The following is a 17,499-nucleotide window of genomic DNA, read 5'->3' as shown; positions in this document are numbered from 1 at the left end:
CGAAATGTAGGCCGGGTAAGGCGAAGCCGCCACCCGGCTTTTTTATACGGTAAAACCCAGCATCATCCCCGTATCTTCGTGTTCCAGCAGATGACAGTGCGCCATATAGGCAAACTCCTTCGGCGCCTCGTGGTCAAACTTCACCAGCACCTCGCTGACGCCGCCTTCCACTCTCACTGTATCTTTCCAGCCCGCGCGATGCGGATCCGGCGCTTTGCCGTTCTCTGAAAGAATACGGAACTGGGTGCCGTGAATATGGAACGGATGCAGCATCATGTCGCCTTCGCCTGAAATCACCCAGCGCTCAAACTGCCCTTTTGTAGCAGCAAACATTGGCGTGTTCATATCGAACGCTTTGCCGTTGATCATATTGGCATTGTGGAAATCAAACCCGTGACCGCCGTGATTCATACCGCCCATCTTGCCGTGATCCATGTTCATATGGCCCATCATCTGCCCGTGGTGCATCCCCGCCATCGCCTGATCGCCATACTTTTTCATCAGCGCCTGCATGCCCATCATGTCGAGCATCGGATCCATGGAGAGCTGCAGCTTACGTTGCGTAAGCCCATCCAGCGATGGAAGCGCCGGCAGCGTGGTTAGGGTGTCCGGCAGCGTACCAGAGGCGGTGATCTGCAGCGGCTGAATACGTAAAACCGGGTGTGGCTTATCGAATGGCGCAACGACCATCCCCATCTGGCTGACCGGGAGCGTCACCAGGTCAAATGACTTACCGTCGCTGATGTCCACCAGCACCTCAAAGCGCTCGCCCATCAGCACAGGGAGTTCATTCACTTTGACCGGCTCAGGCAGCAGTCCTCCGTCGCTCGCCACGACGTACAGCGGACGATTATCGCTGGTGGCAAAGTTCAGCGAGCGCGCGTTGCATCCGTTGAGCAGACGTAACCGCAGCCAGCCTTTTGGTGCAGCGTGCTGGGGGTAGATCGCGCCATTGGTCAGCAGCGTATCGCCAAACCAGCCTACCGCCGCGGTCATCACATCCAGCTGATAATCAATCTGACCGTCTGCGGAGAATTTTTTGTCCTGCACAATGACCGGCACATCGTCGATACCCCACTGTTTGGGCAGACGCAGCAGGCGACTTTCGTCATCTTCAATCAGCACCAGACCTGCCAGCCCCATGGCCACCTGATGGCCCGTTTTACCATGCTGATGCGGGTGGAACCAGCAGGTCGCCGCCCGCTGCTCGGGGGTAAAGGTCACGGTGCGCTTCCCGCCCGCTTTTATAATCCCTTGCGGACCGCCGTCGACCTCGCCCGGCACTTCCAGCCCGTGCCAGTGCAGCGTCGTCTCTTCTGCCAGCGTGTTGTGAATATCAACGGTGACGGCTTTTCCTCTGCGCAGTTGCAACGCCGGGCCAAGCACATTGCCGTTATAGCCCCAGGTGGTGGCGTTATTTTTACCAAACGCCGTTTTACCGGACTGAACCACCAGCTGGATACGGCCACGGGCATCGGCGGTCAATAAATCAGGAATGGGTAAGGCAGGTCTGTCAGCCGCCAGAACCGCGCGACTCCACAGTGGTAATGCGCTGGCAACCCCCAACGCAACGGAATATTTTAGAAATTCACGACGTTGCATATTCATTTCCTTATTTCGTGCAGACGATCTTTTGAGCATAAACCCTCCCCTTACCGGAAGGTCAAGTAACGCGGCAATAATAAAGATCGTCGCACTGGCACCAAATATGCTAACGTTGATTTTCCGTGATGCAGTGGTAGAAGCAATGAAGACGTTTTTCAGGACAATTTTGTTCACCAGCCTGATGGCAATGTGTGCGAACAGCTATGCGCTCAGTGAAAATGAAGCGGAAGATATGGCCGATCTGACGGCGGTTTTTGTGTTCCTGAAAAATGATTGTGGCTACCAGAATTTACCCAACGGGCAAATTCGTCGCGCACTGGTCTTTTTTGCCCAGCAGAACCAATGGGACCTCAGCAACTACGACAGCTTCGACATGAAAGCGCTCGGTGAAGACAGTTACCGTGATTTAAGCGGTATTGGCATCCCAACGGCAAAAAAATGCAAAGCGCTGGCCCGCGATTCGCTTAGCCTGCTCGCCTACGTGAAATAACCTTCCCGACGCCTCTTGTTTCGCCTGGAACCGTGCAACCACGGTTATAGTTAGCTATCATGTTTCGCTCATTTTTCGTGAGTGTAACGGATGTTAACGAAGAGGAGTCCGCGTATGGCCGACCACACGTTGTGGCATGAAACACTGCATGACCAGTTTGGTCAGTACTTTGCCGTTGATAACGTGCTTTATCATGAGAAAACCGATCATCAGGATCTGATCATCTTCGAGAATGCCGCTTTTGGCCGCGTAATGGCGCTGGACGGCGTGGTGCAAACCACCGAGCGAGATGAGTTTATCTATCATGAGATGATGACCCACGTCCCGCTGCTGGCCCATGGCCACGCGAAGCACGTGCTGATTATCGGCGGCGGCGACGGGGCGATGCTGCGCGAAGTCTCCCGCCACCAGTCCATTGAAACCATCACCATGGTAGAGATCGACGCGGGCGTGGTCTCATTCTGTCGTCAGTACCTGCCTAACCATAACGCGGGTAGCTACGACGATCCGCGCTTTAAACTGGTGATTGACGATGGCGTGAACTTCGTCAACCAGACGAATCAGACGTTTGACGTCATTATCTCCGACTGTACCGACCCTATCGGCCCGGGAGCCTCGCTGTTTACCTCATCGTTCTACGAGGGTTGCAAGCGTTGTCTGAACCCTGGCGGTATCTTCGTGGCGCAAAATGGCGTCTGCTTCCTGCAGCAGGATGAAGCGCTCGACAGCCACCGCAAACTGAGCACCTATTTTGGCGATGTTAGCTTCTATCAGGCTGCCATTCCGACTTACTACGGCGGGATCATGACCTTTGCCTGGGCGACGGATAACGACGTCCTGCGTCATCTCTCCACGGAGATTATCCAGGCGCGCTTCCATCAGGCAGGTCTCCAGTGCCGTTACTACAATCCGGCGGTCCATACCGCAGCCTTCGCCTTGCCGCAGTACCTGCAAGATGCACTGTCCTCCCAGGGGGTGAACTAATTGAAAAAGCTTAAACTGCATGGCTTTAACAACCTGACCAAAAGCCTGAGTTTTTGTATTTACGATATATGCTATGCCAAAACAGCTGAAGAGCGCGATGGCTACATCGCCTATATCGATGAACTCTACAATGCCAACCGACTGACCGAGATCCTGTCGGAAACCTGCTCTATTATCGGCGCAAATATTCTGAACATCGCCCGCCAGGATTATGAACCTCAGGGCGCCAGCGTGACCATTCTGGTCAGCGAAGAGCCGGTCGATCCTAAGCTTATCGACAAAACCGAGCATCCGGGCCCGCTGCCTGAAGTGGTTGTCGCCCACCTCGATAAAAGCCATATCTGCGTGCACACCTACCCGGAGAGCCACCCGGAAGGCGGCCTGTGTACGTTCCGCGCCGATATCGAAGTATCCACCTGCGGCGTGATCTCCCCGCTAAACGCGCTGAACTATTTAATTCACCAGCTGGAATCCGATATCGTCACCATTGATTATCGTGTGCGTGGTTTTACGCGCGATATCAACGGTATGAAGCACTTTATCGATCACGAGATCAACTCCATTCAGAACTTTATGTCCGAGGACATGAAATCGCTGTACGACATGATGGACGTGAACGTGTATCAGGAGAACATCTTCCACACCAAGATGCTGCTTAAGGAGTTTGACCTTAAGCACTACATGTTCCACACAAAGCCAGAAGATTTAAGCGAAGAAGAGCGTAAGGTCATTACCGACCTGCTCTGGAAAGAGATGCGCGAAATCTACTACGGCCGCAATATTCCGGCCGTGTAAGACTCGCACGGAGCAAGGACGCTCCTGTGTACTATTTCTGTTTCATAAACTCCCGGTACGCCGCCACGACCTGCAGAAAGTCCTCCACGCCACACAGCGACAGGCTCTCTTCGTCGTAGTAGCTCATCCCCTCTTCTATCTCGTCACCCGAGAATTCCAGCTGATTGGCCCGCACCATCACCTCTTCGCCATCCATCCACAGCGTGTATTCATGACCCGCACGTTGCCAGGAGCGTTCACTGCCTTTTATCGTATTCGCCGCCTGTTCAACTTCATCAAGAAGCGCAAGATTTTCTTTCACCTCTTCGTTAAACCAGTGTCCAACGGCTTCGTGGCCCATCGACATACGCACTTTCACCACCCCGGTGATGTCGCGCAGAAATTCGTAATCCATAGTGTTTTCCTCTGCAAAGCCATTACGGTAATTATCGCAGCAGAGAGGAAGAAAAAAAGCGTGTGAGGTGGGAGGAATGAAAATAAAAAGGTGAGAGGCCTGATGCCCTCACCCCGGCCCTCTCCCACGGGAGAGGATGCAAACACTAAAAACCGTCTCGTGGAGACGGTTTTGCTTTTATACCGCCGTCTGGAAGATCACCCCGTCAGCTTTCTCGGTGTACTGAGAGAGCTGGTCGAAGTTCAGATAGCGATAGGTATCCACCGCCGTCTTATCAACCTGAGCAACGAAGGTCTGGTACTCTTCCGGCGTTGGCAGTTTGCCAATCAGCGCCGCAACCGCCGCCAGCTCAGCAGACGCCAGGTAGACGTTCGCACCGGTACCTAAACGGTTCGGGAAGTTACGGGTAGAGGTGGAGACCACCGTCGCACCGTCTGCCACGCGCGCCTGGTTACCCATACACAGGGAACAGCCAGGGATTTCGATGCGCGCACCGCTTTTACCAAACACGCTGTAGTAACCCTCTTCCGTCAGCTGCGCCGCATCCATACGGGTTGGTGGCGCTACCCAAAGGCGGGTTGGCAGTTGGCCTTTATGAGTATCCAGCAGTTTACCGGCAGCACGGAAGTGACCGATGTTAGTCATACAGGAACCGATGAACACTTCGTCGATCTTATCGCCCTGCACGTCAGACAGCAGACGCGCATCGTCAGGATCGTTCGGTGCACAGAGAATTGGCTCTTTAATGTCTGCCAGATCGATATCGATCACCGCCGCATATTCTGCGTCAGCATCGGCTTCCAGCAGCTGCGGATCCGCCAGCCATTTCTCCATCCCCTGAATACGACGCTCCAGCGTACGACGGTCGCCGTAGCCTTCCGCAATCATCCACTTCAGCAGGACGATGTTAGAGTTCAGATACTCAATGATCGGCTCTTTGTTCAGCTTGATGGTACAACCCGCGGCGGAACGCTCTGCGGACGCATCGGTCAGCTCGAATGCCTGCTCAACTTTGAGGTCCGGCAGCCCTTCAATTTCCAGGATGCGGCCAGAGAAGATGTTTTTCTTACCTTTCTTCTCAACGGTCAGCAGGCCCTGTTTGATGGCATACAGCGGGATAGCGTGAACCAGGTCACGCAGGGTGATACCCGGCTGCATTTTACCTTTGAAGCGCACCAGTACCGATTCCGGCATATCCAGCGGCATCACGCCGGTCGCTGCGGCAAACGCCACCAGACCGGAGCCCGCAGGGAAGGAGATACCAATCGGGAAACGGGTATGGGAGTCACCGCCGGTACCGACGGTATCCGGCAGCAGCATACGGTTCAGCCAGGAGTGGATAACGCCGTCGCCCGGACGCAGGGAGACGCCGCCACGGTTCATGATGAAGTCTGGCAGCGTGTGGTGCGTGGTTACGTCAACCGGCTTCGGATACGCCGCCGTGTGACAGAAGGACTGCATGACCAGATCGGACGAGAAGCCCAGGCACGCCAGGTCTTTCAGCTCGTCACGGGTCATTGGGCCAGTGGTGTCCTGAGAGCCCACAGAGGTCATCTTCGGCTCGCAGTAAGCGCCAGGACGGATACCGGCCACGCCGCACGCACGGCCAACCATTTTCTGCGCCAGCGAGAAGCCACGATTGCTTTCTGCTACGTCTTTCGCATGACGGAACACGTCTGAGTGCGGCAGACCCAGCGCTTCACGCGCTTTGGTGGTCAGGCCACGACCGATGATCAGCGGGATACGGCCACCGGCACGCACTTCGTCGATCAGCACATCGGTTTTCAGCTCGAAGCTTGCCAGCAGCTCGTTGGTGTCGTGGTTACGGACTTCACCTTTATACGGGTAAACGTCAATCACGTCGCCCATGTTCAGGTTAGAGACATCCACTTCAATTGGCAGTGCGCCAGCATCTTCCATGGTGTTGAAGAAGATTGGGGCAATCTTACCGCCCAGGCACAAGCCGCCACCGCGTTTGTTCGGCACATGCGGAATATCGTCACCCATAAACCACAGGACGGAGTTAGTGGCGGATTTACGGGAAGAACCGGTACCGACAACGTCACCGACGTAAGCCAGCGGGAACCCTTTTTTCTGCAACGCTTCGATCTGTTTGATCGGGCCGACAACGCCTGGCTGATCCGGCTCAATGCCTTCACGGGCGTTTTTCAACATCGCCAGTGCGTGCAGCGGGATATCCGGGCGAGACCATGCATCCGGTGCCGGAGAGAGGTCATCGGTGTTGGTTTCACCGGTGACTTTGAATACGGTAACGGTAATTTTTTCAGCCAGCGCAGGACGGTTCAGGAACCATTCGGCATCGGCCCAGGACTGCATCACCTGCTTCGCATAGACGTTGCCTGCTTTGGCTTTTTCTTCCACATCGTAGAAGTTATCGAACATCAGCAGCGTTGAAGAGAGCGCTTTAGCGGCAATCGGTGCCAGCTTGTCGTTATCCAGCGCGTCAATCAGCGGATGAATGTTATAACCACCCTGCATGGTGCCGAGCAGTTCAATGGCTTTTTCAGGAGTAACCAGTGGGGAGGTGGCTTCGCCTTTGGCGATAGCAGCAAGGAATCCGGCTTTTACGTAGGCAGCTTCATCTACGCCAGGCGGTACGCGGTTGATCAGCAGATCTAACAGGAATTCTTCTTCGCCCTTAGGCGGGTTCTTCAGCAGCTCGACGAGCGCGGCCATTTGGGTTGCATCTAACGGTTTGGGTACAATTCCCTCGGCGGCACGTTCTGCTACGTGCTTACGGTATTCTTCTAGCACGACGGTTCTCCTCGCTCTCATTGTCATATGCGGCGGGCGTTCTCTTCACGCTCCTGTGAGACAGCAGTTTGTAGGGTAAATGCCCGATACCGCGTCGGGCAGCATAGCAGGATTTCTGCACAGTGTTAATCCGTTTACAAAAAAGCAACATTAAAAAATTTGCTGAATCGTTAAGCATGGTGTAGAGGGCAGACGGGGGGAATTTTGGCAACAAAAAAACCGCCTGAAAGCGGTTTATTTGTTGCCTTGCGGTGGTAGCACACCGGGTTGGCAGATTTGCGGCAACACCAACGTGAAATATTGTGCATCACTCCCTGTGGGCTTGCAAGCTGCTATCACGATTTTGCGTAGCACCTTCCCATTTCGTATGAAAGCCCATGTAATTGCATTTTTTGCCTTCTTCAGATCCATTGAATTGACTATTCTTCTCCGCGGCCTGCTCCGCTGGTGTAGCAACCAGTCACCGGGCCCGGGAGCAGTTCCTTCATCTACGCGGCAACATCAACTTGCCAGGTTCTGCCTTTCCCGGTGAAGAATGAACCCGCGTAGCCTGTACAGGAACGCACGCAATGGAGATGCGAATCACTGCGCTGATCGTTGCGCTCGGTTTACTGCTTACGGCACTGCACGGTGGCTGGAACATATCCGACATCACGGTGCTGTTTGTTGTCAACCTCGGCAACTAGCTGCTGGCCGCTCGCAAGAGCGGCCTTCTGAAATCCCAGCGGCTTTTCAGCTATCACATATAATTGTGTAATAAATACTCACACTCTTTATCCGGACGTACCGGCAGTTCCCCAACAAAAGTCAAAACAGTAAAAGGCGAGTGAATAATACTCACGCCAACCGTAACGCCTCACGGCACAGCGCTTGTCTCGTTGGAGTCATTTTATGAAGTTGCCCTTTAAACCACATCTGCTTGTTCTTCTGTGCAGTGCCGGGCTGTTTGCCGCCTCAGGCGTCATGTTTGTCAAAAGTCGGGCGAGAGAGCCTGTCGTCCCCGCTCCCGTCGCACAACAACCGGTAACCCCCGCAGCAGTGCAACCCGCCCCTGTCGTCGCCCCAGCCTATACGGCCGCGCAAATCGATCAGTGGGTTGCTCCCATCGCGCTCTATCCGGATGCCCTGCTGTCACAAATTTTAATGGCCTCGACCTACCCGGCCAACGTCATCCAGGCGGCGCAGTGGTCCAAAGACAACCCTAAAATGGAAGGAGACGCCGCTATCCAGGCCGTTGCCAGCCAGCCCTGGGATCCCAGCGTAAAATCGTTGGTCGCGTTTCCTCAACTGATGTCGCTGATGGGTGAAAACCCGCCGTGGGTACAAAATCTGGGTGATGCGTTTCTCGCGCAACCGAAGGATGTCATGGATTCCGTCCAACGCCTGCGCGCGCTGGCTCAAAAGACCGGCGCCTTACAATCGACGCCTCAGCAGACGGTCACCACCGTGACGAAACCTGCCCCGGCCAAATCGGCCACCAGCGAAACGACGACCTCCACCACGCTTGCCCCGACGGTGATCAAAATTGAATCCGCGGATCCGCAGGTCGTTTACGTCCCCACCTATAACCCCAATACCGTTTACGGTACCTGGCCAAACACTGCCTATCCGCCAACCTATCTTCCTCCTTCTCCGGGAGAGCAGTTTACGGACAGTCTGGTCAAAGGCTTAGGCTTCAGCCTGGGTGTGGCGACAACCTACGCCATCTTCAGCAACATCGACTGGGATGATGACGACGACTGGGACCACCATCATGACGATGACTGGAATCACGGCGGCTATAACCGCAACGGTGATAACAATATCAATATTAACGTTGAGAACTTCAACAAAATCAGTGGTCAACGCCTGACGGATGCCAACCGCACCTGGCAGCATAACCCGGCGTATCGGGAAGGTGTGCCCTACCCCACCAGCCAGCTCAATAACCGCTTCCATTCCACTAACACGGTAACGGGGCTCAGTTCTACGCAGCAAAAACCGGTTAACCGCGACAGCCAGCGTCAGGCGGCCCTAAGCCAGATGGAAAAATCGACGGGTAAAACCTTCCCGCAAACCGCGCGTCCGGGAACCAAAGATGCACAGCGCCAGACTTCAGGCGAACAGCTGAAGCAGATATCCCAGCGCAACAACTACCGTGGCTACGACACCAGACCGCAAACGGCAAAGCGAACCACCTCGCAGCAGCGTGATAATCACCCTGCCGTAACCCAGCGGCAGGATAAACGGATCGCGCAGCCAGCCCAGCAACGCCATATCCCGCAGCGAACCAGCCAGCCTCGCGCAAATGCCCTGAGCGGTAACGACAGCCGCTCTGCCAACTGGCAAGCCCAGCAGCAACGGGGGGCGCAAAGCAGACAATTGGCTGCCCGTCATCAGCAGCCGCGTCAGGCCCCTGCCGGACGTGCTGAACACCGTGAATTCCGTCATCGTTAAGGGAGCCAACATGAAAAAGAATCTTGTCTGTGGAATGGTGTTGTTCATGATGTCCGCCGCTGCGATGGCACAGCAATCCTTCAGCACGCCCGCTCAGGCGACCGATGCGCTGGCGCATGCCATCAGTGAGCAGAATGAAACGGCGATGAACAATCTGCTTGGAGAGAACTGGCGCGATTTTCTGCCGCCTGAAGGGGTCGATCCTGATGCCGTCGATCGTTTCCTCCGCGACTGGAAGGTGCGGCACAACACGGTTATCGACGGTAATACGGCGCATCTGGTCGTCGGAAATAACGACTGGCAGTTGCCTATCCCGGTTGTCAAAACCGCTGCCGGATGGCAATTCGATATCAAGGAGGGCGCCGAGGAGATCCTGACCCGCGAGATCGGGCGTAACGAGCTTGCCGCCATCGAAGCATTACATGCCTATGTGGATGCCCAGCAGAGCTATTTCGCCATGAATCAAAAATACGCGCAGAAAATTGTCAGCTCTGAAGGGAAAAAAGATGGTCTCTACTGGCCCGTTTCGCCGGGTGAAGCCCCCAGCCCGCTGGGGCCGGCCTTCAGCCCCAAAGAGCCCGGTGCAGGCTATCACGGCTATCGGTTCCGTATCCTGCCTGATGAGAAAGGCTTTGCGATGGTGGCATGGCCCGTCAGCTATGGCCAGACAGGCGTCATGAGCTTTGTGATAAACCAGGATGACAAAGTGTACCAGGCCGATCTCGGCAATGACTCTGAGCAGAAAGCCTGGGCGTTAACTACCTATAATCCGGATAAAACCTGGCAGCCTGTGGCTCCCTGAACACAGCACATAAAAAAAGCGGCCACAGGCCGCTTTTTTTGTCTGAAGAAACTTATTTCTTCTTCGCTTTCGCGTTTGGCAGGTCGGTGATGCTACCTTCAAAAACTTCTGCCGCCAGGCCCACGGACTCGTGCAGAGTTGGGTGAGCGTGGATGGTCAGCGCGATGTCTTCCGCGTCGCAACCCATTTCGATCGCCAGACCGATTTCACCCAGCAGCTCGCCGCCGTTGGTACCGACAATCGCACCACCGATAACGCGGTGAGTCTCTTTGTCGAAGATCAGTTTGGTCATACCGTCTGCGCAATCGGAAGCGATAGCACGGCCAGAAGCAGCCCACGGGAAGGTGGCGGTTTCGTAGCTGATGCCTTTCTCTTTCGCTTCTTTCTCGGTCAGACCTACCCATGCCACTTCTGGCTCGGTGTACGCGATAGATGGGATTACTTTCGGATCGAAGTAGTGTTTCATGCCGGCGATAACTTCAGCGGCAACGTGACCTTCGTGAACACCTTTGTGCGCCAGCATTGGCTGACCGACGATATCGCCGATAGCAAAGATGTGCGGCACGTTAGTGCGCAGTTGTTTGTCAACGCGGATGAAGCCACGGTCGTCCACTTCCACGCCAGCTTTGCCCGCGTCGAGGTTCTTACCGTTCGGCACACGGCCGATCGCCACCAGCACGGCGTCGTAACGCTGTGGTTCGGATGGCGCTTTTTTACCTTCCATGGAAACGTAAATACCGTCTTCTTTCGCTTCAACGGCAGTCACTTTGGTTTCCAGCATCAGGTTGAATTTCTTGCTGATACGCTTGGTGAAGACTTTAACGATGTCTTTATCCGCAGCCGGGATAACCTGGTCGAACATTTCAACCACGTCAATGTCTGAACCCAGCGCATGGTACACGGTACCCATTTCCAGACCGATGATACCGCCGCCCATAACCAGCAGACGTTTTGGAACGGTTTTCAGTTCCAGGGCATCGGTGGAATCCCACACGCGTGGATCTTCATGTGGAATGAATGGCAGTTCGATTGGACGAGAGCCCGCCGCGATGATCGCGTTGTCGAAGTTGATTACGGTTTTGCCGTTTTCGCCTTCCACTTCAAGGGTGTTCGCGCCGGTGAATTTACCCAGACCGTTAACCACTTTCACTTTACGGCCTTTCGCCATGCCAGCCAGACCACCGGTCAGCTGAGTGATAACTTTCTCTTTCCAGGTACGGATTTTATCGATATCGGTTTTCGGCTCGCCGAAGACGATACCGTGTTCAGCCAGCGCTTTGGCTTCTTCGATAACTTTCGCTACGTGCAGCAGCGCTTTAGAAGGGATACAACCTACGTTCAGACAAACACCACCAAGGGTGTTGTAACGTTCTACGATGACGGTTTCCAGACCTAAATCAGCGCAACGGAAGGCTGCAGAGTAACCTGCGGGACCTGCCCCAAGTACCACGACCTGAGTTTTGATTTCAGTACTCATCATGACCTCTTATTGATTTCCGGCGGTCCAGGTACTTGTCGCCCTTCATCCACCGGGACGTTCTATCCGCTCGCAGTTTACAAAATTGTTAACAATTTTGAAACAACAAACGGCTCACGAATTGTCGCTTTCGCCAATAACCTCACAAACCACATGAGATTAACAGAAAAAAGCCGGCCGACTGGCCGGCTTTTCACTTACATCACCAGGCGGCGAATGTCACTCAGCATGTTGTTGATGATGGTGATGAAACGCGCACCATCAGCACCGTCGATCACGCGGTGGTCGAAGGACAGAGAGATTGGCATCATCAGACGCGGCACGAACTCTTTGCCATTCCACACCGGCTCCATCGCGGACTTGGACACACCGAGGATAGCCACTTCCGGCGCGTTAACAATCGGTGCGAAGTGGGTAGTACCCAGGCCGCCGATGCTGGAGATAGTGAAGCAGCCGCCCTGCATTTCGCCGGCAGTCAGCTTACCATCACGCGCTTTTTTGGAGATGGTGGTCAGTTCACGGGACAGCTCAGTGATGCTCTTCTTGTTCACGTCTTTGAAGACCGGAACAACCAGACCATTTGGCGTATCAACCGCAACACCAATGTTGATGTATTTCTTCAGCGTCAGCTTCTGGCCATCTTCGGACAGGGAGCTGTTGAAGCGTGGCATCTGCTCCAGGGCAGCGGCAACGGCTTTCATGATGAAGACCACTGGGGTGAATTTCACGTCCAGTTTACGCTTCTCAGCTTCGGCGTTCTGCTGTTTACGGAACGCTTCCAGATCGGTGATATCGGTTTTGTCGAAGTGCGTAACGTGCGGGATCATGACCCAGTTACGGCTCAGGTTAGCACCAGAGATTTTCTGGATGCGGCCCAGTTCCACTTCTTCAATTTCACCGAACTTGCTGAAGTCCACTTTCGGCCATGGCAGCATGCCCGGGATACCGCCGCCTGCGGCTGCAGCTGGTGCAGCTTCAGCGCGTTTCACCGCGTCTTTCACATAAGCCTGAACGTCTTCGCGCAGGATACGACCTTTACGGCCAGTCCCTTTCACTTTCGCCAGGTTCACGCCGAATTCGCGCGCCAGGCGACGAATCAGCGGGGTCGCGTGGACGTAAGCGTCGTTTTCAGCGAACTCAGATTTGCTTTCCGCTTTTGCAGCAGGTGCCGCTGGTTTAGCAGCCTGAGCCGGAGCAGCAGCCGGTGCTGGAGCAGCCGCGGCAGCCGGAGCGGCAGCAGGCGCAGCGCCTTCCACTTCGAAGACCATGATCAGAGAGCCGGTAGAGACTTTGTCGCCGGTGCTGATTTTGATCTCTTTAACGGTACCCGCGAACGGCGCAGGCACTTCCATAGAGGCTTTGTCGCCTTCAACGGTGATCAGTGACTGTTCAGCGGCAACTTTGTCGCCCACTTTCACCATCACTTCGGTCACTTCGACTTCGTCACCGCCGATGTCAGGAACGTTAACGTCTTTCACGCCGCCTGCTGCTGGTGCAGCCGCTGGAGCCGGAGCTGCAGCCTGAGCTGGCGCAGCGGCAGGTGCAGCACCCGCCACTTCGAAGATCATGATCAGAGAGCCGGTAGACACTTTGTCACCGGTGTTGATCTTGATCTCTTTAACGGTGCCCGCGAACGGCGCCGGCACTTCCATAGACGCTTTATCGCCTTCGACGGTGATCAGAGACTGCTCAGCTGCAACGGTATCGCCCACTTTCACCAGGATTTCAGTGACTTCAACTTCGTCACCGCCGATGTCAGGCACGTTAACTTCTTTCGCTGCCGCAGCAGCTGCTGGAGCAGCGGCGGCCGGAGCTTCTTTCTTCTCTTCCTGCGCAGGTGCAGCAGCTGCTGCACCGTCGGCGGAATCGAAAATCATGATCAGTTTGCCAGTCTCGGTTTTATCGCCAACAGAGACTTTGATCTCTTTAACGATGCCAGCCTGAGGAGACGGGACTTCCATAGAGGCTTTATCGCCTTCTACGGTGATCAGCGACTGTTCAGCTTCAACTTTGTCGCCTACTTTGACCAGGATCTCGGTGATTTCAACTTCATCAGCCCCGATGTCCGGTACATTGATTTCGATAGCCATTATTCTTTTACCTCTTACGCCAGACGCGGGTTAACTTTTTCTGCATCGATGTTGAATTTGGTAATTGCGTCCGCAACCACTTTCTTATCGATTTCGCCACGTTTAGCCAGTTCGCCCAGTGCTGCTACAACCACGTAAGAAGCATCAACTTCGAAGTGGTGACGCAGGTTTTCGCGGCTGTCAGAACGACCGAAGCCGTCAGTACCCAGTACGCGATAATCATCAGCTGGAACGTAAGTACGAACCTGCTCAGCGAACAGTTTCATATAGTCAGTAGACGCCACCGCTGGCGCGTCGTTCATCACCTGAGCGATGTACGGAACGCGTGGGGTTTCCATTGGGTGCAGCATGTTCCAGCGCTCACAATCCTGGCCATCACGCGCCAGTTCAGTGAAGGAGGTCACGCTGTACACGTCGGAACCCACACCGTAGTCTTTCGCCAGGATCTGCGCTGCTTCACGAACGTGACGCAGAATAGAACCGGAGCCCAGCAGCTGAACTTTACCTTTGCTACCTTCGATGGTTTCGAGTTTGTAGATACCTTTACGGATACCTTCCTCGGCACCTGCTGGCATTGCCGGCATGTGGTAGTTTTCGTTCAGGGTGGTGATGTAGTAGTAAATGTTCTCTTGCGCTTCGCCGTACATGCGCTGCAGACCGTCATGCATGATGACTGCCACTTCGTACGCGTAAGACGGGTCGTAAGAGATACAGTTAGGGATAGTCAGAGACTGAATGTGGCTGTGGCCATCTTCGTGCTGCAGACCTTCACCGTTCAGGGTCGTACGACCGGAAGTACCACCAATCAGGAAGCCGCGAGCCTGCTGGTCGCCTGCCTGCCAGCACAGGTCACCGATACGCTGGAACCCGAACATGGAGTAGTAGATGTAGAACGGGATCATCGGCAGGTTGTTGGTGCTGTAGGAGGTCGCAGCAGCCAGCCAGGATGCGCCTGCGCCCAGCTCGTTGATACCTTCCTGCAGGATCTGACCTTTCTCGTCTTCTTTGTAGTATGCAACCTGCTCACGGTCCTGCGGGGTGTACTGCTGGCCGTTCGGGCTGTAGATACCGATCTGACGGAACAGACCTTCCATACCGAAAGTACGCGCTTCGTCAGCGATGATTGGCACCAGACGATCTTTGATCGACTTGTTCTTCAGCATCACGTTCAGGGCACGAACGAAAGCGATAGTGGTGGAGATCTCTTTGTTCTGCTCTTCCAGCAGCTGAGAGAAGTCTTCCAGCGCTGGCAGTTCCAGTTTCTCGGTGAAGTTAGGCTGACGAGCTGGCAGGTAGCCTTTCAGCGCCTGACGACGTTCGTGCAGGTACTTGTACTCTTCAGAACCTTCCGGGAAGGTGATGTAAGACAGGTTTTCTACCTGCTCATCGGTCACTGGCACGTTGAAACGGTCGCGGATGTAGCGCACGCCGTCCATGTTCATTTTCTTAACCTGGTGAGCGATGTTTTTACCTTCTGCGGTATCACCCATGCCGTAACCTTTGATGGTGTGGGCCAGGATTACAGTCGCTTTACCTTTGGTTTCGCGCGCTTTTTTCAGTGCTGCGTAGATTTTCTTCGGATCGTGACCACCACGGTTAAGCGCCCAGATCTGCTCGTCAGTCCAGTCTGCAACCAGTGCGGCGGTTTCAGGATATTTGCCGAAGAAGTGCTCACGAACGTAGGCACCGTCTTTGGATTTGAAGGTCTGGTAGTCACCGTCAACGGTTTCGTTCATCAGCTGGATCAGTTTACCGCTGGTGTCTTTACGCAGCAGTTCGTCCCAACGGGAACCCCACATTACTTTGATAACGTTCCAGCCAGCACCTGCGAAGATGCCTTCCAGTTCGTTGATGATCTTACCGTTACCGGTTACCGGACCATCCAGACGCTGCAGGTTACAGTTGATGATGAAGCACAGGTTGTCCAGCTTCTCACGGGTAGCGATGGTGATCGCACCTTTAGATTCTGGCTCATCCATCTCACCGTCGCCCAGGAAGGCGTAAACGGTTTGCTCAGAGGTATCTTTCAGACCACGGTGTTCCAGGTACTTCAGGAATTTCGCCTGATAGATTGCACCAATTGGGCCCAGACCCATGGATACGGTCGGGAACTGCCAGAATTCAGGCATCAGTTTAGGGTGCGGGTAAGAAGACAGACCTTTACCGTGAACTTCCTGACGGAAGTTGTTCATCTGCTCTTCAGTCAGACGACCTTCCAGGAATGCACGTGCATAGATGCCCGGAGAGATGTGGCCCTGGAAGTACACCAGGTCGCCGCCGTCTTTCTCGTTAGCAGCACGGAAGAAGTGGTTGAAGCACACTTCGTAAACGGTCGCAGAGGACTGGAAGGACGCCATGTGGCCACCCAGCTCCAGATCTTTCTTGGACGCACGCAGAACGGTCATGATGGCGTTCCAGCGGATGGCAGAACGGATACGGCGTTCCAGATCCAGATTGCCCGGGTATTCCGGTTCGTCTTCAACGGCAATCGTGTTTACGTAGTTGCTAGCCCCTGCACCTGAAGCAACCTTCACGCCGCCTTTGCGGGCTTCAGAAAGCAGCTGATCAATCAGATACTGAGCGCGCTCAACACCTTCTTCACGGATGACCGATTCGATCGCCTGTAGCCAGTCGCGAGTTTCGATCGGATCCACGTCATTTTGGAGACGTTCTGACATGGGGGTATTCCTTATCTATCTAATACGTTGATTTGTCTGGAACCTGTCCCATTGTATTTTCGTCAGAAAACACAATAAGACAGGTTCTGCGTTTAGTTGCCGCGCTCTAAAAGTACCTGGCGCTTAATCCTTTCGTTGCTGTATGCGGCGTAATGAACGTTCGCGACGCGATTGTTCTCGGCTGCGGTCCAGCAAGATTTCCTCAATGAAAGCCAGATGTCGGTGCGACGCTTCGCGCGCCTGCTCCGGTTCCCCGGCCATTATCGCCTCGAATACTCGGGTGCGATGGTTGCTTACCCGCGGGAGCATGTCCCGACGGGCATACAACAATTCAAAATTTTGACGAACGTTCTGGGCCAGCATCGGCTCCATGCAGCGTAGCAGATGGAGGAGCACTACGTTGTGTGCCGCTTCGGTGACGGCAATCTGATACTGGACGACGGCATTGGACTCGGCGTCTAAATCGCCGGACTGCTGTGCCCGTTCAATGGCCTGATGCAGTTCGCGGATACGCACGCGATCTTCATCAGTGCTGCGAAGGGCGGCGTAATAGGCCGCGATACCTTCAAGCGCGTGACGGGTCTCAAGCAGATCAAACTGGGATTCTGGGTGGTCAGAGAGAAGTTCTACCAGCGGATCGCTGAAGCTCTGCCACAGGCTGTTTTGAACAAAGGTTCCGCCGCCCTGGCGACGAAGCAGCAAGCCCTTTGCTTCGAGGCGTTGAATCGCCTCACGCAGAGAGGGGCGGGATACGTCGAACTGTTTAGCCAGCTCGCGTTCTGGCGGAAGTTTCTCACCCGGGCGCAGTGTCCCCTCGAGGATTAAAAACTCCAGCTGCTGCTCAATCACATCGGATAGTTTTGGTTGGCGAATTTTGCTGTAGGCCATATTCCCTGTCTTACGCCTTTTTGCCCGGAGTCAATTGGTCTTACCAATTTCAAGTTCGTATCGCTAAAGTAACAAAGTATTCACC

12 protein-coding genes are annotated in these 17,499 nt (G+C 54.6%); 5 read left to right on the top strand and 7 right to left on the bottom strand.

The window, feature by feature from the left end:
- Positions 1–42 precede the first annotated feature (42 nt).
- Positions 43–1,602: a multicopper oxidase CueO gene (gene cueO / locus ACQG22_RS03865; RefSeq protein ID WP_369706561.1), complete on the bottom strand. Its 1,560-nt coding sequence runs from the start codon at positions 1,600–1,602 to the stop codon at positions 43–45.
- A gap of 145 nt (positions 1,603–1,747) precedes the next feature.
- On the opposite strand from cueO, the gene ACQG22_RS03860 reads away from it, so the two are divergent.
- From ACQG22_RS03860 to speD, 3 genes are all read left to right on the top strand, one after another.
- A complete protein-coding gene (locus tag ACQG22_RS03860) occupies positions 1,748–2,095 on the top strand; it encodes a YacC family pilotin-like protein (RefSeq protein WP_014830675.1) in 348 nt (115 codons plus the stop codon).
- Between the two features lie 114 nt (positions 2,096–2,209).
- A complete protein-coding gene (gene speE, locus ACQG22_RS03855; protein WP_020688518.1) occupies positions 2,210–3,079 on the top strand; it encodes a polyamine aminopropyltransferase in 870 nt (289 codons plus the stop codon).
- Positions 3,080–3,874: an adenosylmethionine decarboxylase gene (speD, locus tag ACQG22_RS03850; RefSeq protein WP_013095609.1), complete on the top strand. Its 795-nt coding sequence runs from the start codon at positions 3,080–3,082 to the stop codon at positions 3,872–3,874.
- 31 nt (positions 3,875–3,905) lie between these two features.
- On the opposite strand, the gene yacL is transcribed toward speD, so the two are convergent.
- Both yacL and acnB read right to left on the bottom strand, forming a co-directional pair.
- Positions 3,906–4,268 carry a protein YacL gene (gene yacL, locus ACQG22_RS03845; protein ID WP_023620926.1) on the bottom strand — a complete coding sequence of 121 codons (363 nt, stop codon included), beginning with the start codon at positions 4,266–4,268 and terminating at the stop codon, positions 3,906–3,908.
- Between the two features lie 177 nt (positions 4,269–4,445).
- Positions 4,446–7,043: a bifunctional aconitate hydratase 2/2-methylisocitrate dehydratase gene (gene acnB, locus ACQG22_RS03840; RefSeq protein ID WP_013095602.1), complete on the bottom strand. Its 2,598-nt coding sequence runs from the start codon at positions 7,041–7,043 to the stop codon at positions 4,446–4,448.
- A gap of 891 nt (positions 7,044–7,934) precedes the next feature.
- Here acnB and ACQG22_RS03835 point away from each other — a divergent pair.
- Both ACQG22_RS03835 and ACQG22_RS03830 read left to right on the top strand, forming a co-directional pair.
- A complete protein-coding gene (locus ACQG22_RS03835; RefSeq protein ID WP_369706562.1) occupies positions 7,935–9,479 on the top strand; it encodes a DUF3300 domain-containing protein in 1,545 nt (514 codons plus the stop codon).
- A gap of 10 nt (positions 9,480–9,489) precedes the next feature.
- Positions 9,490–10,281, top strand: coding sequence for a DUF2950 family protein (locus ACQG22_RS03830; RefSeq protein ID WP_369706563.1), 792 nt, complete (start codon positions 9,490–9,492; stop codon positions 10,279–10,281).
- Between the two features lie 52 nt (positions 10,282–10,333).
- On the opposite strand, the gene lpdA is transcribed toward ACQG22_RS03830, so the two are convergent.
- The 4 genes from lpdA to pdhR form a co-directional block, all read right to left on the bottom strand.
- Positions 10,334–11,758, bottom strand: coding sequence for a dihydrolipoyl dehydrogenase (gene lpdA, locus ACQG22_RS03825; protein ID WP_014830669.1), 1,425 nt, complete (start codon positions 11,756–11,758; stop codon positions 10,334–10,336).
- 197 nt (positions 11,759–11,955) lie between these two features.
- Entirely contained in the window at positions 11,956–13,848 is a 1,893-nt protein-coding gene (gene aceF / locus ACQG22_RS03820; protein WP_023620930.1) for a pyruvate dehydrogenase complex dihydrolipoyllysine-residue acetyltransferase, read from the bottom strand.
- Between the two features lie 14 nt (positions 13,849–13,862).
- Positions 13,863–16,526: a pyruvate dehydrogenase (acetyl-transferring), homodimeric type gene (gene aceE, locus ACQG22_RS03815; protein WP_013095597.1), complete on the bottom strand. Its 2,664-nt coding sequence runs from the start codon at positions 16,524–16,526 to the stop codon at positions 13,863–13,865.
- Between the two features lie 123 nt (positions 16,527–16,649).
- Positions 16,650–17,414 (bottom strand): pyruvate dehydrogenase complex transcriptional repressor PdhR, encoded by a 765-nt coding sequence (gene pdhR, locus ACQG22_RS03810; protein WP_369706564.1) that lies wholly within the window; start codon positions 17,412–17,414, stop codon positions 16,650–16,652.
- Positions 17,415–17,499 lie beyond the last annotated feature (85 nt).

Origin of the sequence: Enterobacter cloacae complex sp. 309I3 (genome assembly GCF_050031595.1) — a bacterium.
In the GTDB taxonomy this organism is placed as follows: Bacteria; Pseudomonadota; Gammaproteobacteria; order Enterobacterales; family Enterobacteriaceae; genus Enterobacter; species Enterobacter cloacae.
This window is presented reverse-complemented; position numbering and strand designations above follow the sequence as displayed.